Genomic DNA, 22,741 nt, shown 5'->3' with positions numbered 1-22,741 from the left:
AATAAATCGTTACGATGTTACTTATGCAATCTTTTGGTAAACCTTCAATCCTGATTATTGGCTGCGGTGACATTGGTCTTCGGGTGGCAAAACAGCTTTCCCGGAGTCATCGAGTTTTTGCTTTAACTTCTCAACAAAGTCGTTTTCAGGAGTTGAGGGAGGTTGGCGCGACTCCACTATTGGGCAATCTGGATCAGCCAGAAACTTTGTGGCGCCTATCCGGTTTAGCTCAAACCGTTATTCATTTAGCGCCACCCCAAAACCAAGGAAATCGTGATTGCCGAACCCGCAACCTAATCCGAATTTTAGCCCAAGGATCCAATGCCGTCAGGCGCTTGATCTATATCAGCACTACAGGCGTCTATGGGGATCACGGGGGCGCCAAGGTGAGCGAAGTCACCCCAGTTAGCCCTCAGAGTGAGCGCGCCCAAAGAAGGGTGGATGCTGAGCGCGAATTACGTTTATGGGCGCCAGCTCATGGGGTGGCTTTAACCATTTTGCGGGTACCCGGAATTTATGCTGCTAACCGTCTTCCAATTGAGCGCTTGCACTCTAAAACCCCAGCATTAATTTCTGAAGAGGACGCTTATTCCAATCACATTCATAGCGATGATTTAGCAAGCTTGATTTGTGCTGCGGTTTATCACGGCAGGCCACAGAGAGTCATTAACACGTGTGATGGCGGTGAAACCAAAATGGGCGATTACTTTGATGAGGTGGCTGATGCTTTTGGTCTGGATCGACCGCCCAGAATGCCGGCTGCTGAGTTGCAAAAAATGGTTAACCCAATGTTGTGGTCTTTTATGCGCGAGTCAAGAAGAGTCACGAACACTCGCCTGCATGAATTAAAAAGACCACTACGCTATCCGAGCGTAGCCCATTTTCTGAAAACTATTTCCAAGAATCCTTAAGGCCAACGGTGCGGTTAAATACTGGCTTGCCAGGTTTGGAATCGGATTCATCAGCAACAAAGTAGCCATGACGTTCAAACTGGAAGCGCTCTCCAGCTTTGACCTCTTTCATGCAAGGCTCTAGGTAGGCAGCAATGGTTTGCTTAGAGTTCGGATTAATAGCGTCCAGGAAATTCTTATCACCGCTATCAGGGTGTGGATCGCTAAAGAGGTGATCGTATAGCCGTACCTCAGTTGGAATGGCTTCAGCAGCACTGATCCAGTGAATATTGCCCTTCACCTTATAGTTATTAGAGCCAGGAGTACCACTCTTACTATCGGGGAAATGGGTTGCATTCACCTGAATCACATTGCCGTTAGCATCAGTCTCAAAGCCGGTGCATTCAATCACAAAGCCATGGCGTAAACGTACGCGACTTCCAGGCTGATCACCAATGGGTGGAAATAATCTGAAGAAACCTTTGATGGGTTCTTTCATGAAGTCATCTTCTTCAATCCACAATTCACGGGTGAAATTAAATTCACGATTGCCCCAATCGGGATGTTGTGGATGACGTGGGGCTGAGCATGGCTCTTTGCCAGTAGCATCAAAGTTTTCAATCACCAGCTTCAGTGGTTTGAGCACTGCTGTGGCACGTGGTGCTCTGACTTCAAGATCATCCCGCAGTGCTTGATCCAAGGTGCTCATGTCAATCCAGCTATCGGCTTTGGATACACCAATGCGCTCGCAGAACAGGCGAATGCTTTCTGGGGTGTAGCCACGACGACGGATACCGACAATGGTCGGCATGCGGGGATCATCCCAGCCATCAACATGCTTTTCTTCTACAAGTTGCAACAACTTGCGTTTACTGGTGATGGTGTATGTCAAATTCAGACGTGCAAACTCATATTGATGTGGCACAGGATCTTTAAACACACCTAATTCTTTGAGGGAATTGACGATCCAATCGTAAAGAGGACGATTGTTTTCAAACTCAAGAGTACAAATAGAGTGAGAGACATTCTCTAGCGCGTCAGAAATACAGTGCGTGAAGTCATATAAGGGGTAAATGCACCACTTGCTACCCGTACGATGGTGATCAGTGTGGCGAATACGGTAGACCACTGGGTCACGCATCACAATATTAGGATGCGCCATATCAATCTTTAGGCGTAGAACGTGTTCACCATCTTTGAACTTACCATCCCGCATCTCACGGAACAGAGAGAGGTTTTCTTCGGGGCTGCGATTGCGATAAGGACTATTTTTTCCAGCTTGACCAAAGTTGCCACGATTGGCGTGAATGTCATCAGCACTTTGGCTATCAACATAGGCCTTGCCATTCTGAATCAGAATTTCAGCAAACTCGTAGAGGCGATCAAAGTAGTCGCTCGCATGATAAAGGTGGGTACCCCAATCAAAACCTAGCCATTTAACTGCATCCAAAATACTGTCGGCATACTCAACATCTTCTTTGACTGGGTTAGTGTCATCAAGCCGCATATTGCAGCGCGCACCACCAGGCTGATTGTTGTAGTCAGCAGCCAGACCAAAGTTCAAGCAAATACTTTTTGCATGACCAATATGTAAATAGCCATTTGGTTCGGGTGGAAAACGGGTAATGATCGACGGAATTGACTCGCCGGCTAAATTGGTTCTGTGTGAAAAAGCACCACTTGCTAAGTCATGATCAATGATCTGACGTAAAAAGTTGGAGGGCTCGGCCACAGGACCTGTATTAGCTTTAGAGGGTTTGCTATCTTGGGACATAGCCACATTGTAGAGAAAACCCTGACCCATAAAGAAAAAGCCCGCAAACTGCTGCGGGCTCGTTTCTGGATGGGTAGAAGGAATTACTCTTCTACGAATGCCTCTTCGCGAGTCTTCTTCACCGCTGGTAAGGCCACTATCACGACCAATAGGGCAGCTGCAATTAGCAACCCTAGGGAAAGTGGGCGGGTCAGGAAGGTAGTGAAGTCGCCGCGGGACAGCAATAGTGCACGACGGAAGTTCTCTTCCATCATTGGTCCGAGCACGAAGCCCAAAAGCAATGGAGGAGGTTCGCAACCGAGTTTGAAGAACAGGTAACCAATCAAGCCAAAGCCTGCAGTTACATATACGTCAAACACAGTGTTGTTCACGGTATATACGCCGATACAGCAGAAGACCAAAATTGCTGGATAAAGGAAGCGATAAGGAATCTTCAAGAGCTTTACCCAGATACCAATCAGTGGCAAGTTCAAGAGAATCAGCATCACGTTACCAATCCACATGGAAGCAATTAAGCCCCAGAATAATGCTGGGTTGCTGGTCATCACTTGCGGACCTGGCTGAATGTTATGAATAGTCATCGCACCAACCATCAGCGCCATCACGGCATTTGGTGGGATACCTAAAGTCAGCAATGGAATGAATGAGGTTTGTGCTGCCGCATTATTCGCCGCTTCAGGACCTGCAACACCTTCAATCGCACCCTTACCGAATTCATGACTGTACTTAGATGATTTCTTCTCTACTGAGTAGGCGCCAAAGGCTGCTAATGCTGCGCCGCCGCCAGGCAGAATACCCAGGATGGAGCCAATAGTGGTACCGCGCAAGATCGATGGAATCATGCGCTTTACATCGGTCTTGCTTGGAACCATGCTGGTGAGTTTATTGAGGAAGCCCTCATCGTCACTAGTCTTCTCTAGATTGCTCATAATCTCAGCAAATCCAAAAACACCCATCGCAACTGCAACGAAGCCGATACCATCGCTGAGCTCAGGAATGTCAAACGCGTAACGTGAGACACCGGAGTTCACGTCGGTACCAATCAAGCCCATTAGCAGACCTAGGATGATCATGCCGATCGCTTTGATCAAAGAGCCGGACGCTAGAACAACTGCACCAATCAAGCCTAAGACCATGAGTGAGAAATACTCAGCAGGACCAAACTTAAACGCGAGCTGCGAGAGTGGGGCGGCAAAAGCAGCCAAGACCAAAGTCGCTACGCAACCTGCAAAAAAGGATGCAGAGCCAGCAGTGAATAAGGCAACACCAGCACGGCCATTACGAGCCATTTGATAGCCATCAATTGCAGTCACCACCGACGACGTCTCCCCTGGAATGTTGAGGAGAATCGCTGTTGTAGATCCGCCGTACTGTGAGCCGTAGTAAATACCAGCCAACATAATCAAAGCAGCAATTGGAGGTAATGCATACGTTGCTGGCAAAAGCATCGCGATAGTAGCGATTGGGCCCAGGCCAGGCAATACGCCGATGAGGGTTCCCAAGATACAGCCGATCAGGCAGTATAAGAGATTCTGTAGGGTAAATGCGGTTTCGAAACCGAGACCTAAATTAGCAAATAAATCCATTTTGTAGTGTCCCGGTTCTTTATTGTTGTAGGAATGCTGGCAGGAGTGGGAACTGAAGTTTCAGACCCAACACAAAAACTGAGTAAGTAAATGTCACTAAGAAGGCAGCATTAATCAGGGTGCCTTTCCAGGTGAACTCTCTACTTGCACTTGCCGCTACGAAAACTAGAACAACTACTGCGATCAAGAAACCGAGCCTTGGCAGTAAAAGTCCGTAGAGAACTACTGAACCAGTAATTTGGGCAATGATCCGCCAGTTAAATTTAGGAATTGACTCGATGGCTGCCTTGGCACCAAATGCCTTAACGGCTACCAGTAAGCCAAGCAAGAACATGAGAATGCCTAGATAGAATGGGAAATAGCCAGGACCCATTTTGGCAGCGGTACCCATTGGGTATTGGGTTGCCATGGCGGCAAAGAAGACGCCAATGACCATATACATGATCCCAGCCCCTAGATCCCGTTGATTGCGAACTTTCAAGATGCGCTCCTTAATTACCGACTTAAGTGTCGATCTATTTATTGGTGTTGTGGGATTGTAAGCCAGGATGGGCCTATCTGGCTAAGCGTTTGCCCTATGCTAGTGCCAATGCGATAATTATTGCCATGAAAGTCTCCCAAATTCGCCAGGCATACCTGGATTTCTTTGCCAAAAAAGGCCATCAAATTGTTCCGTCCAGTCCGGTAGTGCCGGGGGATGACCCAACCCTGCTCTTTACGAATGCGGGTATGAACCAGTTCAAGGACGTGTTTTTGGGCTTTGATAAGCGCCCATATAACCGTGCCACGACTGCTCAAAAGTGCATTCGGGCGGGTGGTAAGCACAATGACTTAGATAACGTTGGCTATACCGCACGTCACCATACCTTTTTTGAGATGTTGGGTAATTTTTCGTTTGGGGATTACTTTAAGAAAGATGCGATTCAGCTTGCATGGGATTTATTGACGCAAGAATTTAAGTTACCTAAAGAAAAGCTGTTAGTCACTGTATATGCCGAAGATGATGAGGCTTATGAGATCTGGAATAAGCAAATCGGTATTCCAGCGGAGCGCATTATTCGTATCGGGGACAACAAAGGTGCGCGTTACGCTTCTGACAATTTCTGGATGATGGGTGACACAGGTCCATGCGGTCCTTGTACAGAAATTTTCTATGATCATGGTGATCATATTCCTGGCGGTCCTCCTGGTAGTCCAGATGAAGATGGCGATCGCTATATCGAAATTTGGAATAACGTCTTTATGCAGTTCAACCGCGATGAAGCGGGTGTCATGCATTTATTGCCTAAGCCTAGCGTTGATACTGGCATGGGTCTGGAGCGCATTGCTGCTGTTTTGCAGCATGTGAACTCTAACTATGAGATTGATCTCTTCGTTAATCTCATCAAGGCTTCCAAGGATGCGGTGGATGCTGCTGGTGGCCAAAATTGCGATGCGCAAAGCCCATCACTAAAAGTGATTGCTGACCATATTCGTGCTTGTAGCTTTATCGTTGTCGATGGGGTGATTCCCGGAAATGCTGGGCGCGGTTATGTATTGCGCCGTATTGCCCGTCGTGCAATTCGACATGGCTATAAGCTCGGTGCCCGCAAACCATTCTTTTACCAATTGGTGCCTGCTTTAGTAAAAGAAATGGGTGATGCCTATCCAGAGTTGCGAGCTGCCCAAGATAAAGTGGGTGAAGTGCTAAAACAAGAAGAAGAGCGCTTCTTCCAAACGATTGCCAATGGCATGGAAATTTTAGATGGTGCATTAGCGGGTGGCGCAAAAGTAGTTGATGGTGAAACTGCTTTCCGTTTACATGACACTTTTGGTTTCCCATTAGATTTAACTGCCGACGTTTGTCGTGAGCGTGGTGTGACAGTTGATGCCGCAGGTTTTGAGGTAGCGATGCAAAAGCAGCGCGATCAAGCTAGAGCAGCAGGCAAGTTCAAAGTTGCCCAAGGCTTAGATTACAAAGGCCAGCCAACCCAGTTTCATGGTTATGACACCTTAAAACATGAGGGCGCCAAGGTAACTGCTTTATATCTAGATGGATCTGCCGTGACTTCAGTAAAGGCTGGCGATGCTGCAGTGATTGTTTTGGATAACACTCCTTTCTACGCTGAGTCTGGTGGCCAGGTTGGTGATAAAGGCGAGCTTCGCAATGAGACTGTTCGCTTCGCAGTGGAAGACACCTTCAAGATCCAGGCCGATGTCTTTGGGCATCAAGGTGAGTTGCTTGAGGGTGAACTCAAAGTAGGAGATGTGCTGAATGCTTTAGTTGATGTTCAACAAAGAGCTGACACTATGCGCAATCACAGTGCTACCCATATCCTGCATAAAGCTTTACGTGAAGTGCTGGGTGATCATGTGCAGCAAAAAGGTTCATTGGTAGATGCTTCTAAGACCCGTTTTGACTTTACGCACAACGCCCCAATTACTGCTGAGCAAATTCGCAAAATAGAAGATATTGTGAACCAAGAGATTCTTGAAAACACCGCCACTTCAGGCAAAGTCATGTCTTTGGATGATGCTCAAAAGACTGGTGCCATGATGCTTTTTGGCGAGAAGTATGGCGAAGAAGTACGCGTTCTAGAAATTGGTAGTTCTAAAGAGTTGTGTGGCGGTACACACGTCTCCCGCACCGGTGATATTGGTAGTCTCAAGATTGTTTCTGAAGGTGGCGTGGCTGCTGGTATTCGTCGTGTTGAGGCGGTTACTGGCAATAATGCACTTCACTTCCTGCAAAGCATGGAAGATAAGATTAATGAGGCTGCAGCTATTCTGAAGACCCATCCAGGTGATTTAGTAAACCGCGTTACTCAATTGCAAGAGAGCTTGCGCCAGGCTGAACGTGAGTTAGAGAAAGTGAATTCGAAGTTGGCTGCAAGTCAAGGTGACGAGTTGGCTGGTCAAGCAATTGACGTCAATGGTCTCAAGGTATTAGCTGCTCGTTTAGATGGAGCTGATGCAGGGGTCTTGCGTGAAACGATGGATGCACTCAAAGCTAAACTCAAAACCGCAGCAATTGTGCTGGCATCTGTCCAGGGCGATAAGGTTAGCTTGATTGCAGGCGTGACCGCAGACTCTATCGGAAAAGTAAAGGCAGGTGATCTCGTGAACTTTGTTGCCCTGCAAGTAGGTGGCAAGGGTGGCGGTAAGCCAGAAATGGCAATGGCCGGTGGTAATGACCCAAGCAAGTTGGGTGCAGCACTAGAAGGCGTGAAAGATTGGGTGGCCAGTAAATGAGTGATCAAAATATTGCTTTTACCGCAGAGGTAGATGCGATTGGGATGAATTGCCCATTGCCAATTTTGCGCACGAAGAAAGCTTTAGCGACTATGCAATCTGGCGAGGTTCTTAAGGTCAAGGCAACCGATGCAGGTGCTGCTCATGATTTCCCAGCTTTCGCCAAGCAAACTGGAAATGAACTCATTGCCAGCACTACTGAAGGCGATGTCTTAGTTTTCTTCCTCAAAAGAAGATAAGCACAGCTAAGAGTCTTAAGTTAAAGAGCGACTCTTTAGGTAGGCTGCAAAATCAGTCGCTACTTCTGGGTGGCGTAAAGCAAATTCCACTGAAGCTTTGAGATAGCCAAGCTTGCTACCGCAGTCGTAGCGAACGCCATCATATTCATAAGCAAATACCGGCTCCTCTTTGAGTAAAGAAGCAATTGCATCGGTCAATTGAATCTCGCCACCAGCACCGGGTTTGAGATTGCGAATGTGGCTAAAAATGTCAGAAGACAAAACATAGCGCCCCACAACAGCTAAGTTGGAAGGAGCATCTTTGGGTTGTGGCTTTTCTACAATCCCGTTAAGGCGATAGATGCCCTTAGCCACTTCCGCTCCAGATACGATGCCATATGAACCACTTTTAGCGGGATCAATTTTCTCTACGGCAATCACAGAACCATTTTGCTCATCAAATACCTTGAGCATTTGCTTGAGCACTGGTGGTTGTCCATCTAATAAGTCATCCGCGAGGATGATGGCGAAAGGCTCATCACGAACTAGCTTTTCTGCACATAAAACGGCATGTCCTAGACCTAGGGCTTCAGGTTGGCGGACGTAGACACAATCCACGTGACTGGGTTTAACACTGCGAACGATCTCTAGTAAAGCAGTTTTATTTTTAGCTTCAAGCTCGGCTTCAAGCTCATATGCTTTATCAAAGTGATCCTCAATCGCACGCTTACTGCGACCGGTAACAAAAATCATTTCAGTAATACCTGCTGCAATAGCTTCTTCAACAGCATATTGAATGAGGGGCTTATCAACTACATTGAGCATCTCTTTCGGGCTTGCTTTAGTGGCAGGCAAGAAACGAGTGCCTAAACCGGCAACAGGGAAAACAGCTTTAGTAACGGCTTTAGTGGCTAATGGCATAAGGATTCCGATCGCTCTGGATTTGCTGCTGTTTTATTTCAGACGCTCTAATTGTGCAACAAGCTTCTCATGATTTTGCTCAAAACCAGCCAGGCGTTGCTTCTCTTGGGCCACAACCTCAGCTGGGGCAAGAGCCACAAAGCTTTCATTCGTTAATTTGCCCTTGGCTTTATTGATCTCATTTGCCAGACGCTCAATTTCTTTGCCCAGACGAGCGCGTTCAGCGGCAACATCCACCTCAATCTTGAGCAAGAGTTTGATGTCACCTACCAGAGCAATTGGCGCTCCAGGGGCATCTTTCTCTAGAGCAGACTCATCACTATAGATTTTGACTTCAGTTAATTTAGCGAGGGCTGTCAAATAAGGAGTAGCTCTTGCCAGGAATTCCTCTGGGCCATAAATCCAAAGTGGTACTTTTTGGCCAGGAGGAACTTGCATCTCACCGCGCAAGTTTCTGCAGGCATCCACAATCGCTTTAATCTGTGCTACCCAGGCTTCACTTTTCTCATCGATTTTTTCTGGCTGAGAAACAGGATAGGGCTGGAGTGCAATGGTTTGCTTCGCTTGTTTAGCCAAATCTTTTCCAGATTTTGGACCAACGGTTTGCCAAAGAGTCTCGGTAATAAATGGAATCAATGGATGCGCCATGCGTAAGATGGTTTCGAGTACACGCAACAAAGTACGACGGGTCGCACGCTGTTGTGCCGGAGTTCCCGTTTGCAGTTGGACCTTAGCAAGTTCTAGATACCAGTCGCAGTACTCATCCCAAACAAATTGATAGATGCTGCTAGCAATGTTGTCAAAGCGATAGTTCTCAAAGCCTTTGGCAACTTCAGTCTCAGTTCTTTGTAATTGAGAAACAATCCATTTGTCTGCTGGCGAGAAATCTAAATAACCTTCCGGTCCACATTGATTGTCACAAGGTGCCAAGCCATTCTCTTCGTCGTTACCTGGGCAGTTCATCAAAACAAAGCGGGTTGCATTCCAAAGCTTGTTACAGAAATTGCGATAGCCCTCACAACGCTTCTGGTCAAAATTAATATTGCGACCAAGAGAAGCTAGGGAGGCGAAGGTAAAACGCAAGGCATCGGTTCCAAACGCAGGAATGCCGTCCGGGAACTCTTTCTTAGTTTTCTTGCTAATGCTCTCTGCTTGCTTGGGATTCATCAAGCCCGTGGTGCGTTTTCCGACCAACTCTTCAATTTTGATGCCATCGATCAAATCAATGGGGTCTAAGGTATTGCCTTTGGACTTACTCATCTTTTGACCTTCGGCATCACGCACGAGGCCATGGACGTAGACAGTATGAAACGGCACTTTGCCAGTGAAGTGGCAGGTCATCATGACCATGCGCGCTACCCAGAAGAAAATAATGTCAAAGCCGGTCACTAAAACTGAGGAAGGCAAGAAGTGATTTAAAGCGGGCGTTTCTTCAGGCCAACCTAAAGAGCTAAATGGTACGAGGGCGGAGCTAAACCAGGTATCTAGAACATCAGGGTCGCGATTGAGTTTGCCGGTATAACCAGCAGTAGCAGCTTTCGCTCTAGCTTCTTCTTCAGAACGTGCAACAAAGATCTCTCCACCATCGCCATACCAAGCGGGGATTTGATGGCCCCACCAGAGTTGACGAGAGATACACCAGTCTTGAATGTTTGCTAGCCACTGCGTATAAGTATTAATCCAGTTTTCTGGAACGAGCTTAATGTCACCCTTGGTGACTGCATCTAAAGCGGCACCAGCGATGGATGAGCCGGGTTGATATTTGTTATCAGGACTTGGCTTAGACATTGCTACAAACCATTGGTCTGTGAGCATAGGTTCAATGATGGTTTGGGTGCGGTCACCCCGTGGCACCATGAGCTTGTGTGGCTGAACTTTTTCTAATAGGCCTGCTGCATCTAAATCAGAAACAATTTGTTTGCGAGCAGCAAAGCGCTCCATACCTTGATAAGCAGCTGGAGCATGCTCATTAATCTTGGCATCTAAAGTCAAAATGTTAATGAGTGGTAATTGGTGACGTTGTCCCACTGCGTAGTCATTAAAGTCATGCGCAGGAGTCACCTTTACTACGCCAGTGCCAAAGTTCAAATCAACATAGTCATCTGCAATGATTGGAATTTGGCGATTGCATAAAGGCAGATTGACTGATTTACCAATGAGATGTTTATAGCGTTCATCTTCTGGGTTCACCATCACTGCAACGTCACCCAGTAGGGTTTCTGGGCGGGTGGTAGCAACGGTTAAGTGGCCCGAGCCATCGGCTAGTGGATAGCGGATATGCCACATCGAACCATCTTCTTCTTCGCTGACTACTTCCAAATCAGAAACAGCTGTTCCCAAAACAGGATCCCAGTTAACTAAACGTTTACCGCGATAAATCAAGCCTTGTTCGTGAAGGCGCACAAATACTTCCACCACTGCCTTGGACATCTTGCTGTCCATTGTGAAATATTCTTTATTCCAATCAATCGACGCACCTAGGCGACGAATCTGACGGGTGATAGTGTTGCCGGAAGTTTCTTTCCACTCCCACACTTTTTCTAAAAACTTCTCACGACCTAAGTCATGGCGAGAAACTTTTTGGGCATCGAGCTGGCGCTCAACAACGATTTGGGTGGCGATGCCTGCGTGGTCAGTTCCTGGAACCCACAAAGTATTTTTGCCAGACATACGGGCATGACGCACCAAGCCATCCATGATGGTTTGATTAAAAGCATGACCCATATGTAAGGTGCCGGTGACATTAGGTGGTGGCAGTTGAATCGAAAAGTCACCTTTACCTTCGTCCATGCTGGCATCAGCAATACCCCTGCGCTCCCACTCAGTACCCCAATAGGCTTCGATCGGGGCGGGTTCATAGGATTTGGCGAGTTCGTCTGCAGAACTGGCCGCTGGTGAATTAGGGGTATTTGAGGCATTTGGCATAAGAGGCAAATTATAATTGGGGCGATGTACTCTGACTTGCTCGCGAACCTCAATCCAGAACAGCGCGAGGCAGTGACCCTCCCGCCTGTCAATGAAAACGGCCAAGCCCAATCCGCCTTGATTTTGGCTGGGGCTGGTAGCGGTAAGACCCGCGTCCTCACCACCCGTATAGCCTGGTTGATTCAGACCGGCCAGGTATCCCCTATTGGCGTCCTAGCGGTGACTTTTACCAATAAGGCTGCTAAAGAGATGATGGTGCGTTTAAGCGCCATGTTGCCCATCAATACTCGGGGAATGTGGATCGGCACCTTCCACGGCCTTTGTAATCGTTTATTACGGGCTCACCACAAAGAAGCTGGTTTGCCATCCACTTTTCAGATTTTGGATACCCAAGATCAACTTTCTGCCATTAAACGTCTTTTGAAGGGTTTGAAGGTTGATGATGAAAAGTACCCCCCAAAACAGTTACAGTACTTTATTGCTCATGCCAAAGAGCGCGGACAGCGTGCTAAAGATTTATCAGTTGGCGATGACTTTCAGGCGAAGATGGCGCAACTGTATGCTGCCTATGACGAACAATGTCAGCGTGAAGGCGTAGTCGATTTTGCCGAGCTCCTTCTGCGGAGTTATGAATTACTGAAACATAGTGAGGCGATTCGTACTCATTATCAAGAGCGCTTTCGTCATATCTTGATTGATGAGTTTCAGGACACCAATGCCTTGCAATATGCCTGGCTCAAATTATTATCAGGCCATGATGCGAGTCGCATCAATGTGAGTGGCGCTGGAAGCAGTGCCGTCTTTGCGGTGGGCGATGACGATCAAAGTATTTATGCTTTCCGCGGCGCTGACGTTGAAAATATGCGCCTTTACGAAAAGCAGTTTCACCCAATGATGGTGAAGTTGGAGCAAAACTATCGCTCACATGGGCATATTCTGGATACAGCAAATCATTTGATTGCGAATAACTCAGAACGTCTTGGTAAAAACCTCAGAACTGATGCGGGTCATGGCGAGCCAGTCAGAATTTATGAGGCACCAAGTGATCATGCTGAAGCTGCTTGGTTGGTTGATGAAATTAAAGCGCTAATCAATAGTGGAATCAAACGTACTGAAGTAGCCTTGCTTTATAGAAGCAATGCACAGTCCCGCATCATTGAGCATGCCTTGTTCTCTGCTGCCATCCCATATCGCGTATATGGTGGATTGCGATTCTTTGAGCGCGCTGAAATTAAACATGCGCTTGCCTACTTGCGTTTGCTTGAGAATCCAAACGATGACACTTCATTTTCAAGGGTAGTAAATTTCCCGACCCGGGGTATTGGTGCAAGATCCATTGAGGCCTTGCAGGATGCTGCTAGAAGTCAGCAATCCTCTTTGTATACAGCTGCCTCCTCTTTGGAGGGTAAGGCCGGTGCTGCACTTGGAGGTTTTGTGCGTCTTGTAGATCATATGCGTGAAGCCACGCGTCACAATACGCTTCCTGAAACTGTAGAGTTTGTCATTCAGCACAGTGGTTTGATTCAGCATTATTTGTCAGAGCGTGAAGGTCAAGATCGCGTAGAGAACTTGCAAGAATTAATTAATGCTGCCACTGCCTTTATCGCAGAAGAGGGTTATGGGCAGGATGCTGCGGCAGCGATGCTACCTGGCGAAAATGCGCCTGGTGTTGTTGAGGTGTCTCCATTGGCGGCTTTCTTATCGCACGCCTCCTTGGAGGCTGGGGATAACCAAGCCCAAGCGGGGCAAGATGCAGTGCAATTAATGACAGTGCACTCCGCCAAAGGTTTGGAGTTCACCTCGGTATTTATTACAGGCCTTGAAGAGGGTTTGTTCCCTCATGAAAACAGCATCAATGAGCAAAATGGTCTCGAAGAAGAGCGGCGCTTAATGTATGTCGCAATCACGCGTGCCAAAGAACGTTTGTATTTGTCGCACACCCAGTCACGCATGCTGCATGGCCAAGTGCGCTACAACATGCCCTCCCGTTTCTTAGAAGAATTACCTTCTGAATCTTTGAAGTGGTTGACGCCTAAAGCAAAAGATGCGCGTTGGGGTGGTAGCACTAGATCAGGATCTACCTGGCAAGATGGCTATACCCGCCAACGCGAGTATGAGTCGAATGACTTCTTTGACTCCGGTAGTGAACGTCAACGACCAACTAAGCGAGTGGGATCTGCTTCAATGGAGGTAAAGCGATTAGCTTCTCCTCCACGGGGAAATTATCCATTTACGATTGGTCAGAATGTATTTCACACCAAGTTTGGTGAGGGCCGCGTTACAGGCTTAGAAGGTGTTGATGCTGATGCCCGCGCTCAAGTGAGTTTCAAGCGTCACGGTGTGAAGTGGTTACAACTCAGTATTGCTAAGCTTGCAGCTATTGACTGAGAGCATCAAAAAACTTAAGAGGCTAGTACTTCTTCCTCAGTAAAGCAGGCCTTCCAAGTCGCGTAGAAAGAACAGTGCATTACTGTTAAGCCAGCCATGGAGAGGGGCGCAATGATGAAGGAGGCTGCTTGACCCAAATCGAGTGCATCAAAAATCATGCCCACTGTTAGTGGGATGGCAATTAGAATCACGCTCCAAATCGACAGATACAAAAAGAACGCCGCCTTATTGGCCCAACAAGCTAGCCAGCTCGAGAAGAGTGCTTGAGCAACCGACATGTCTATCCAAGCTATTAATACTGGCGAGAACCACATCAGCATTGCTATCGGAATGTACAGAATGGCCCCAAAAAATAGTACTAAATAAATTTGGCGGAGCCCTTCAGGTGTGATGGCTTTATCACTAGTCATTAATGGAATCAATAATTCAAAATCAACTAAAAGACTTAATGCAAAACTCATCAGCAAAATGAGGACTGCATATACCAAGCCTAATTGCAAAATACGTTTGCGAACGAGTGCACTAGACCTGAGGGCAATTAAATACACCATTGGGCTGATACGCTCTTTCTGAATTGCTTGACGACAGGCAGTCATAAAGCCAGCCGACAATGTTGGTGTTAGCAATAGGACAGCAAATACACCAATCACGGGAACAATGACTGCTAATTGAGCGGCAAAGATGTATAGGAAGACCAGCATCAAGAACCCAAGAGGATTCTGTTTGAATAGCCAAATACCCTGTCTGATCCAGGTATAGCCTTCTTTGGGGGCGACGGAATTGAGTTTCATAGGGATCTACGGCTTAGAAGAATGCGCTCAAAGTGAGTCGGGTCATGAGGTGTCAACATTTGTGCGTCTCTCGGTAAATAAAAGTCCCAAAGGCGAGACACCCAGAAACGAAGTGCTGCTGCACGTAGCATGAGAGTCCAGCTGGCTTGTTCTTCTTTAGTCAGGGGGCGTACTGATTGATAAGCATTCATGAGTGCATCAAGACGTGCAGGATCTAAATCTTGTTTGTTTTCCGCAAGACACCAATCGTTTGCGGTTACTGCAAGATCAAATAACCACTTGTCAGTACCGGCAAAATAAAAGTCAAAGAAACCACCCAATTGATCTTGTAAGGTGTCGGTAGATCCTTGTGTGTCAAACAAGACATTGTCACGAAAGAGATCGCAGTGGCTAGCCCCTTGGGGAAGAGTGTCATAAGCCGCTGAGCTGAAAAATGCTTCTTGAGAAGCTAGCTCATGAGTGAGTAAATCTTTTTGTGGTGTATTGAGGTGCGGCAATACCAAGGGAATGGTTTTTTGCCACCAGCCCAAACTACGCAAATTTTCTTGAGTCTTTGAAAAATCTTTTCCAGCCAAATGCATCTTAGCGAGCATCTCGCCAACCATGGCGCAGTGCTTTGCTTCTGGCTGAAGTCTAGATATACCGGGCAACTTGCTAACGATGGCCGCTGGCTTACCCTTGAGTGAAAACAGGATTTCACCTTTATGATTCTCAATTGGTTTTGGAACAGGGATGCCCTTGTTTGCCAGGTGGCGCATCAACTCAAGGTAGTAGGGCAGTTGTTGTGCGGATAGTCTTTCGAAAATGGTTAAAACGTATTCCTGTTTTTTACCATCCTGCATGGTGTCGAGAAAAAAATTCGAGTTCTCAATGCCGCCATGAATGCCACGAATCTCGTTTGCTTGACCAATATTGAAGTCTTCAGAAATCCATTTAGAAATATCATCGAGGTCAATCGGGGTAAAGACAGCCATATAGCAGCAAATATTCTGTTAATTCTTTACTGAATCGGAATGCTGATGCTGGGTACGCTTAGCAAGTTACCTTCACCAGATTGCGCTCCAGGTTTCACAGAATCAGGCGGAGACATTTCATAGGTGGTGTACTTTGTTTTCACTTGAACTTGCGTTGGACTGTTGGTGTCTTTGTATTCCGTGATTTCGGTGCCATTTGCATCTTTGTACTTATAGCTAGGATTGCGGCTTTGAGGGGAATTCAGGGCACCAGAAGGTGTTGCAACTGGCGCAAGAGGCTGATTATTGATCCGGTTCAGTTCTGAGGGGCTTAGGGCCTGACTGTTATTCTGAGCCTGTACTGAGGCAGATCCTAGCAGTCCAAAAACCACCAAAATGCTCATCAGGGCTTGGTTTTGATTGAGGATGTGGCTAGTTAAGTTAGTAAGAACATGCATCATTTTTCACCTTTTTAAGCCTACTCTAGGGCGGTTCCTTAACCAGACCTGTAGGCAATTCACAACTAGATTGTACGATTGCGGTATGACTAAACATAGACTCTTGTTGGTAGACGGTTCTAGCTACCTCTATCGCGCCTTCCATGCCATGCCAGACCTCAGAAATGGGGCTGGAGAGCCCACTGGGGCCATTTATGGCATGGTCAATATGATGCGCCGGGCTCGGTCTGAGCTCAAGGCTGACCATATTGCCTGCGTTTTTGATGCCAAGGGCAAGACCTTCCGGGATGAAATGTATTCCGAGTACAAGGCCCATCGCTCCCCGATGCCCGAGGATTTAGTCAAACAAATTGAGCCAATCCACGCCATTGTGAAAGCGTTGGGTTGGCCAGTATTAATGGTTTCTGGAGTGGAGGCTGATGATGTGATTGGCACATTGGCTTGTCAGGCGACTCAAGCCGGTTGGGAAACCATCATCTCCACCGGAGATAAAGATTTAGCGCAATTAGTAAATCCATCAGTCACTTTGATTAATACGATGACTAATGAAAAGTTAGATATTGATGGCGTGATTGAAAAATTTGGAGTGCCACCAGAGCGCATAGTCGACTACTTATCCATTATTGGTGATGCAGTCGACAATGTTCCCGGTGTTCCAAAAGCGGGGCCTAAGACAGCCAATAAGTGGTTAGCAGAATTTGGCGATCTTGATAATTTAATGGCCAATGCCGACCAAGTAAAAGGCGTCGTTGGGGAAAATCTACGTGCCTCATTAGAGTGGTTGCCTCAAGCGCGTCAACTCATTACCGTTAAAACCGATTGTGATTTATCCCCGCATTTACCAGGCCTAGATGATCTCCATGCGAAATCTGAAGATGCCGCTTTGCTGCGTGAACTTTTTGAGCGTTATGCCTTTAAGACTTGGCTACGAGATGTTGAAAAACAGCTGACAAGCCCACCCCATGAGGCTCCTGAGTCTGCCTTTGACTTGGCGGGCACGCCAATCGCCAATCAAGCAGTCGATCAAAGCCCCTCGTCTAAAAAATCTGCGGTGATTGCAAGCTCACCCACGAAAGATTTATCGCAGGACACAAAAGATTTACAAGACGCCATCGTCAAAAACTATGAATGCATTACTGATGAAGTAGGTTTTGAGAAGTGGTTAAAGAAAATTGAAGCTGCAGAGCTCACGGCAGTCGATACCGAAACTACTAGCCTTGATGCTCTGGCTGCAGAGTTGGTGGGTATTTCACTATCAGTCAAACCAGGTGAAGCCTGCTACATTCCGGTCGCACATCGAAACGGTGAAGTGCAACTCAATCGTGATGCTGTACTTAAAAAATTGAAGCCTTGGTTGGAAAGTCAGACACATCTGAAGCTTGGGCAAAACCTCAAGTACGACGCACATATCTTTGCCAATTACGGAATCACATTAAACGGTATTGCATTTGATACCTTGCTCGAGTCTTACGTATTGGAATCCCATCTTCCGCACAATATGGATAGCCTAGCTGAGCGTCACCTAGGCATGAAGACTATTCGCTATGAGGAGGTCTGCGGCAAAGGTGTCCATCAAATTGGTTTTGATCAAGTCGACCTCAAGATCGCTACAGACTATGCCGCAGAGGATGCAGACATTACTCTCCGCCTCCATTTGGAGCTCTGGCCACAGATTCAGGAAAGCCCTGGATTGTTATATGTGTATGAAAAGATTGAAATGCCAGCTATGCGGGTACTCGGCATCATGGAGCGCAACGGCATTCGGATTGATTCTGCATTATTGGCTCAGCAAGGCCAGCAGGTTGGCAAACGTCTTCTCGAGTTAGAGGGTGAGATTCATAAACTTGCTGGACAACCTTTCAATATTCAGTCGCCCAAACAGATTGCTGAAATCTTATTTGGTCAGCTGGAATTGCCAGTCATTAAGAAGACGCCTTCTGGCGCGCCTTCTACCGATGAAGAAGTATTGCAAAAGCTGGCTGAAGACTATCCATTGCCAGCACGCATCTTGGACTATCGCAGTTTGGCTAAATTAATGTCTACCTATATTGAGAAACTTCCGCGTATGGCTGATCCGAAAACGGGTCGTGTGCATACCAATTTCTCGCAAGCCACAGCGGTGACTGGCCGCCTAGCTTCTAGCGATCCCAATTTACAGAACATTCCCGTGCGGACCGAAGAGGGTCGTCGGATTCGTGAAGCATTTGTGCCGGCCGAGGGTTGTAAATTGCTTTCAGCAGACTATTCTCAAATTGAGTTACGCATCATGGCGCATATTGCTGAAGATGATAATTTATTGGCTGCTTTTAGGAATGGCAAGGATGTCCACCAAGCAACCGCTGCAGAGATTTTTGGTATTCCATTAGATGAAGTGAGCTCTGAGCAACGCCGCTATGCCAAGGTCATTAATTTTGGTTTGATCTATGGCATGAGTGCATTTGGCTTGGCTGGTAATTTAGGTATTGAGCGCTCTGCAGCGCAAAACTATATTGCCAAATACTTTGATCGCTACCCTGGGGTTGCTCAGTATATGGAGCACACCCGTTTAGAGGCTAGAGAAAATGGTTATGTGGAAACGGTCTTTGGACGCCGTCTTTGGTTGCCAGAGATCAAAGGTTCGAATGGTCCGCGTCGCCAAGGGGCTGAACGTGCTGCAATTAATGCCCCGATGCAGGGTACTGCCGCAGATCTCATTAAATTAGCGATGATTGCAGTGGAGGATTGGCTTGAAAAAGAACAATTGAAAACAAAATTACTCCTGCAGGTGCATGACGAATTGGTGTTTGACGTCCCGCTGGACGAAATCGAACTCCTGCAGGCTAAATTACCCGGTTTGATGTGTAATGTTGCCGAACTGAAGGTGCCTTTAGTAGTTAGTATTGGCATTGGCGATAATTGGGAAGAAGCGCATTAGAAATAGAGATGAGGAGACAGAAATGACTGAAAAAATACAAAACAGTAGAAGAGGCTTCATTAAGACGTCGGCGATAGGGGCCCTTGGGGTTGGATTTGTAGCAGCATCCGAGCCTGTGCTTGCCGCTGCCATTGAGACAGATTTCACTGGCCTTAAGGCTGGCGAGCAAATGATTCCAGTAGGCAGCTTTCAGATGCCTGCTTATGTATCGCGTCCTGAAAAATCCAAAGGATCTTTACCCATCGTTATTGTGGTGAGTGAAATCTTTGGTGTACATGAATACATTGCTGACGTCACAAGACGTTTTGCAAAGCTGGGTTATCTCGCGATTGCTCCAGAATTTTTCACTCGCGCCGGTGATCCCAATACTTATGGCACTACTGCAGAAATCTTTGCCAACATCGTTTCTAAAACTCCAGATGCCCAAGTCTTAAATGATTTACAGGCCGCTTTGGTATGGGCTGGTAAAAATGGTGGCGATCTTAAAAGAGTGGGTGTAACAGGCTTCTGTTGGGGTGGTCGCATCACTTGGCTCTCTGCAACTTTGCCGCAAGTACGTGCTGGTGTTGCTTGGTACGGTCGTTTAATTGGCGAGAAGACTGAAGGTAATCCCCGTCATCCAGTAGATATTGCTGCTGACTTAAAAGCGCCAGTGTTGGGCTTGTATGGCGGTGCTGACGCTGGCATTTCATTAGAGAGCGTTGATCAGATGAAAGCGGCATTAGCGCAAGCTGCTGCTAAGAATCCAGCTGCTAAAGCATCTCAATTTGAGGTGTATCCAGATACTCCACATGCATTCCACGCCGACTATCGCGCAACCTATCGTGAAGGCCCTGCTAAAGATGGTTGGGAGAAGTGCATTGCTTGGTTTAAGAAAAATGGAGTAGCTTAATCCGCATGACTGTTCTACAAACAATTCTCTTAGTCACCGCACTAGCAGGCACTGCCAGTGTGATGGTGGCTGCTAGCTTTTCTGTAGCGCTACTGTCTAAGATGGTCAACAACATGGTGAGTTTGTCGGTGGGTATTTTGTTAGCTACGGCTTTACTGCATTCATTGCCAGAGGCCTTCAGTATGGAGGGCACAAGTCCACAGCTTTTGTTCGGCACCTTGCTCGCTGGCCTTTTAGGTTTCTTCTTGCTTGAGAAGATTGCCCTACTACGCCATGACCATCATCATGAAGGTGATGGTCATCACCACCATCACGGGCATGATGCTGAGAATGCAGGCCGCAGCGGTTGGATGATTTTAGTAGGCGATGGTATTCATAATTTTGTTGATGGCATTTTGATCGCTGCTGCATTTATGGCCGACTATCAGGTTGGCATCTTTACTGCAATTGCCATTATTGCCCATGAGATTCCCCAAGAGATTGGTGATTTCATTGTGTTGCTCAATGCGGGATTCTCTAGGGCTCGCGCATTGTTGTACAACTTTATTTGCGGCTTATCAGCTGTAGTAGGAGGCGTACTAGCCTATTTCTTCTTGGAGAAGGCTCATGCAGCAATGCCATATTTGCTAGTCATTGCATCCAGTAGTTTCATCTACATCGCGGTCAGTGATTTAATTCCGCAAATGCACCGCCGCCCTCATTGGGCAGAGTCATTGCGTCAAACAGTTTTGATTGCGTGCGGCGTAGGATTTGTGATTCTGTTATCGCTGCTGCATAAATAACTTAATCAGTTGCAACCGGTCTCTTAGGATCGGCACACCATTCACTCCAACTGCCTGCATAAAGACGAGAGCCTTTTAGTCCAGCAACCTCCATGGCTAAGAGATTGTGGCAAGCAGTAACACCTGAACCACACTGATGAATCACTTCAGAAGGCTTCTTAGATCCTAGTTGATCGACAAACTCTTTAAATAGTAGCTCTGGTGCTTTAAAGGCTGTTGCAGAAAGATTCTCTTTAAAGAATCGATTCACTGCGCCTGGGATATGTCCACCAATCGGGTCCAAGGTTTCGTTCTGACCATGAAAGCGATCGTTTGCTCGGGCATCAAGTACTAGATTTTTCTGAGACTGAAGGTTTCCAACCACTTCATCTACTAGGGCTAGGCCAACATAGGACATAGGCTCAATTGCTTGTGATGTTGGTGTTGGTTTACGGGGCATGGTTCCCATTGGGCCATTCCAAGCATCTAGGCCACCATCCAAAACCCGAACATTTGCGTGCCCAGTCGCTTTGAGCATCCACCAAAGGCGGCTAGCGTATACCGATCCCTGTTTATCGTAGGCCACTAGTAGAGTATTTGTACTCATACCTAAACGTGCTTTGGTTTTTGCCCACGCTTCAGGTGAGGGAAGTGGGTGTCGACCATTGCTCCCAGTTTTGCTGCCAGACATATCTTGATCAAGATCAACATAGATGGCGCCAGGAATATGACTCTCTTCGTAGGCTTTTCTGCCAGCCTCTGGATTCGCTAAATCAAAACGGCAATCGCAGAGTAAAACATTCTCACCACTATTAAGGATTTCTTCTAACTGGTTGGCGGTAATAAGAGGAGTCATATTGCTTCCTATATTGAAGAACGTTTCTGAATTATGCGCCCTGAAAGTTCATGACGCGACGGTACCATTCATGAAAATGCTGCATACCGTCTTCCATCGGACTTTGATAAGGGCCAACCTCATTGATACCACGAGCATAGAGGGCTGCACGACCTTGGTCCATGCGTTCGCCAATCTCATCATCCTCAATGCAGGTTTCCATATAGGCAGCGCGCTCTGCTTCCACAAACTCGCGCTCAAATAAGGCAATTTCTTCTGGGTAGTAGAACTCAACAATATTGCGGGTTTTGTTTGGGCCCATTGGGTGCAGTGTAGAAACGCAGAGAACACCTGGGTACCATTCCACCATGACATTGGGATAGTAAGTTAGCCAGATTGCCCCGTGGCGTGGAGCTTTGCCGCCAAATTGCCGCAAGACTGCATCGTGCCAGTTGCGATAGGTAGGTGAGCCTGGAGTTTGGAGGTCTTTATGAATACCAACAGTTTGCACGCTATGCCAATCACCAAACTCCCAATGCAAGTCTTCGCAAGAAACAAACTTGCCTAAGCCAGGATGAAACGGCACAACATGGTAGTCCTCGAGATAAACCTCAATGAAAGTCTTCCAGTTGTAATTGCAATCGTGTACCTCAACATGATCAAGAATATAACCATCAAATTTGAGATCGTCAGCTACACCGAGTTTTGCTAGATCGGCGCGGACATCACGCGGACCTTCAAAGAGAAGTCCTTGCCAATTTTGCAAAGGTGACTTCCCCAGATTTAAACAAGGCTTGTCTTCAAAGTGTGGCGCACCTAATAAATTTCCACCTAAGTCATAAGTCCAGCGGTGGAGTGGGCAAACAATATTGTCTGCTTTACCTTTGCCATTGAGCATGAGTGCTTGGCGATGACGGCAGACATTCGAAAGTAGTTCTACACCAGATTCATTGCGAAGCAGGATGCGACCTTCGTTTTCTGCGCTTAGAGTTTGATAGGAGCCAATTTCAGGCACCATGAGTTCGTGGCCAACATAGCCAGGACCCTGCTTAAAAAGCAGTTCAATTTCCCGCTGATACAGGTCAGCGTCAAAATATGCCGAAACCGGCAGTTGTAGATTGGACGGCGCAAGCTTCTGCGCGGTAGCCAGATTAGTCATTCTCCCCACCCCCGAAAACGTCAGCCGAAGCTAAGCGGAATAACC

General features: G+C 47.0%; 17 protein-coding genes. 7 read left to right on the top strand and 10 right to left on the bottom strand.

Going from position 1 to position 22,741, the window contains the following annotated elements:
- Positions 1-14: 14 nt before the first annotated feature.
- Positions 15-911: an SDR family oxidoreductase gene (locus ICN13_RS05825; RefSeq protein WP_216139461.1), complete on the top strand. Its 897-nt coding sequence runs from the start codon at positions 15-17 to the stop codon at positions 909-911.
- Here the strand turns inward: ICN13_RS05825 and ICN13_RS05820 are convergent.
- The 3 genes from ICN13_RS05820 to ICN13_RS05810 all read right to left on the bottom strand — a co-directional run bounded on the left by ICN13_RS05820 (position 892) and on the right by ICN13_RS05810 (position 4,731).
- Positions 892-2,664, bottom strand: a complete 1,773-nt coding sequence (locus ICN13_RS05820; protein ID WP_216139460.1) for a glutamine--tRNA ligase/YqeY domain fusion protein — start codon at positions 2,662-2,664, stop codon at positions 892-894. The genes ICN13_RS05825 and ICN13_RS05820 overlap by 20 nt on opposite strands.
- Before the next feature lie 83 nt (positions 2,665-2,747).
- The gene (locus tag ICN13_RS05815; RefSeq protein ID WP_216139459.1) at positions 2,748-4,250 is read right to left on the bottom strand and encodes a tripartite tricarboxylate transporter permease; all 1,503 of its coding nucleotides are present in this window, start codon (positions 4,248-4,250) and stop codon (positions 2,748-2,750) included.
- Between the two features lie 19 nt (positions 4,251-4,269).
- Positions 4,270-4,731, bottom strand: a complete 462-nt coding sequence (locus ICN13_RS05810) for a tripartite tricarboxylate transporter TctB family protein (RefSeq protein WP_216139458.1) — start codon at positions 4,729-4,731, stop codon at positions 4,270-4,272.
- A 125-nt stretch (positions 4,732-4,856) separates the two neighbouring features.
- Between ICN13_RS05810 and alaS the strand changes: the two genes are divergently transcribed.
- Both alaS and ICN13_RS05800 read left to right on the top strand, forming a co-directional pair.
- Entirely contained in the window at positions 4,857-7,481 is a 2,625-nt protein-coding gene (gene alaS / locus ICN13_RS05805) for an alanine--tRNA ligase (protein ID WP_216139562.1), read from the top strand.
- A gap of 11 nt (positions 7,482-7,492) precedes the next feature.
- Positions 7,493-7,720 (top strand): sulfurtransferase TusA family protein, encoded by a 228-nt coding sequence (locus ICN13_RS05800; protein WP_216139561.1) that lies wholly within the window; start codon positions 7,493-7,495, stop codon positions 7,718-7,720.
- A gap of 15 nt (positions 7,721-7,735) precedes the next feature.
- On the opposite strand, the gene galU is transcribed toward ICN13_RS05800, so the two are convergent.
- Complete coding sequence (gene galU / locus ICN13_RS05795; RefSeq protein ID WP_216139457.1) at positions 7,736-8,620, bottom strand: UTP--glucose-1-phosphate uridylyltransferase GalU; 885 nt, start codon at positions 8,618-8,620, stop codon at positions 7,736-7,738.
- Positions 8,621-8,653: 33 nt separating this feature from the next.
- Complete coding sequence (locus tag ICN13_RS05790; protein WP_216139456.1) at positions 8,654-11,545, bottom strand: valine--tRNA ligase; 2,892 nt, start codon at positions 11,543-11,545, stop codon at positions 8,654-8,656.
- Between the two features lie 24 nt (positions 11,546-11,569).
- Between ICN13_RS05790 and ICN13_RS05785 the strand changes: the two genes are divergently transcribed.
- The gene (locus tag ICN13_RS05785; protein ID WP_216139455.1) at positions 11,570-13,933 is read left to right on the top strand and encodes a UvrD-helicase domain-containing protein; all 2,364 of its coding nucleotides are present in this window, start codon (positions 11,570-11,572) and stop codon (positions 13,931-13,933) included.
- A 14-nt stretch (positions 13,934-13,947) separates the two neighbouring features.
- Here the strand turns inward: ICN13_RS05785 and ICN13_RS05780 are convergent, their stop codons facing one another.
- Genes ICN13_RS05780 through ICN13_RS05770 form a run of 3 tightly spaced genes read right to left on the bottom strand, consistent with a single transcriptional unit; the run spans position 13,948 to position 16,135 of the window.
- Complete coding sequence (locus ICN13_RS05780) at positions 13,948-14,724, bottom strand: BPSS1780 family membrane protein (protein WP_216139454.1); 777 nt, start codon at positions 14,722-14,724, stop codon at positions 13,948-13,950.
- Entirely contained in the window at positions 14,721-15,698 is a 978-nt protein-coding gene (locus ICN13_RS05775; protein ID WP_216139453.1) for a homoserine kinase, read from the bottom strand. Before ICN13_RS05775 ends, ICN13_RS05780 begins: the two co-directional genes overlap by 4 nt.
- Before the next feature lie 26 nt (positions 15,699-15,724).
- The gene (locus ICN13_RS05770; RefSeq protein WP_255534061.1) at positions 15,725-16,135 is read right to left on the bottom strand and encodes a hypothetical protein; all 411 of its coding nucleotides are present in this window, start codon (positions 16,133-16,135) and stop codon (positions 15,725-15,727) included.
- A gap of 85 nt (positions 16,136-16,220) precedes the next feature.
- Between ICN13_RS05770 and polA the strand changes: the two genes are divergently transcribed.
- Genes polA through ICN13_RS05755 form a run of 3 tightly spaced genes read left to right on the top strand, consistent with a single transcriptional unit; the run spans position 16,221 to position 20,723 of the window.
- The gene (polA, locus tag ICN13_RS05765) at positions 16,221-19,049 is read left to right on the top strand and encodes a DNA polymerase I (RefSeq protein ID WP_216139451.1); all 2,829 of its coding nucleotides are present in this window, start codon (positions 16,221-16,223) and stop codon (positions 19,047-19,049) included.
- Between the two features lie 22 nt (positions 19,050-19,071).
- Positions 19,072-19,941, top strand: a complete 870-nt coding sequence (locus ICN13_RS05760) for a dienelactone hydrolase family protein (protein WP_216139450.1) — start codon at positions 19,072-19,074, stop codon at positions 19,939-19,941.
- 5 nt (positions 19,942-19,946) lie between these two features.
- Positions 19,947-20,723, top strand: a complete 777-nt coding sequence (locus ICN13_RS05755) for a ZIP family metal transporter (protein ID WP_216139449.1) — start codon at positions 19,947-19,949, stop codon at positions 20,721-20,723.
- 1 nt (position 20,724) lies between these two features.
- Here the strand turns inward: ICN13_RS05755 and ICN13_RS05750 are convergent, their stop codons facing one another.
- Both ICN13_RS05750 and ICN13_RS05745 read right to left on the bottom strand, forming a co-directional pair.
- Positions 20,725-21,558 (bottom strand): sulfurtransferase, encoded by an 834-nt coding sequence (locus ICN13_RS05750; protein ID WP_216139448.1) that lies wholly within the window; start codon positions 21,556-21,558, stop codon positions 20,725-20,727.
- A 31-nt stretch (positions 21,559-21,589) separates the two neighbouring features.
- Positions 21,590-22,696 (bottom strand): aromatic ring-hydroxylating dioxygenase subunit alpha, encoded by a 1,107-nt coding sequence (locus ICN13_RS05745; RefSeq protein WP_216139447.1) that lies wholly within the window; start codon positions 22,694-22,696, stop codon positions 21,590-21,592.
- Positions 22,697-22,741 lie beyond the last annotated feature (45 nt).

Source organism: Polynucleobacter sp. MWH-Berg-3C6 (assembly GCF_018881855.1).
Classification (GTDB): Bacteria; Pseudomonadota; Gammaproteobacteria; order Burkholderiales; family Burkholderiaceae; genus Polynucleobacter.
The sequence above is the reverse complement of the archived record's forward strand: the minus strand, read 5'-3'. Positions and strand labels throughout refer to the sequence as shown.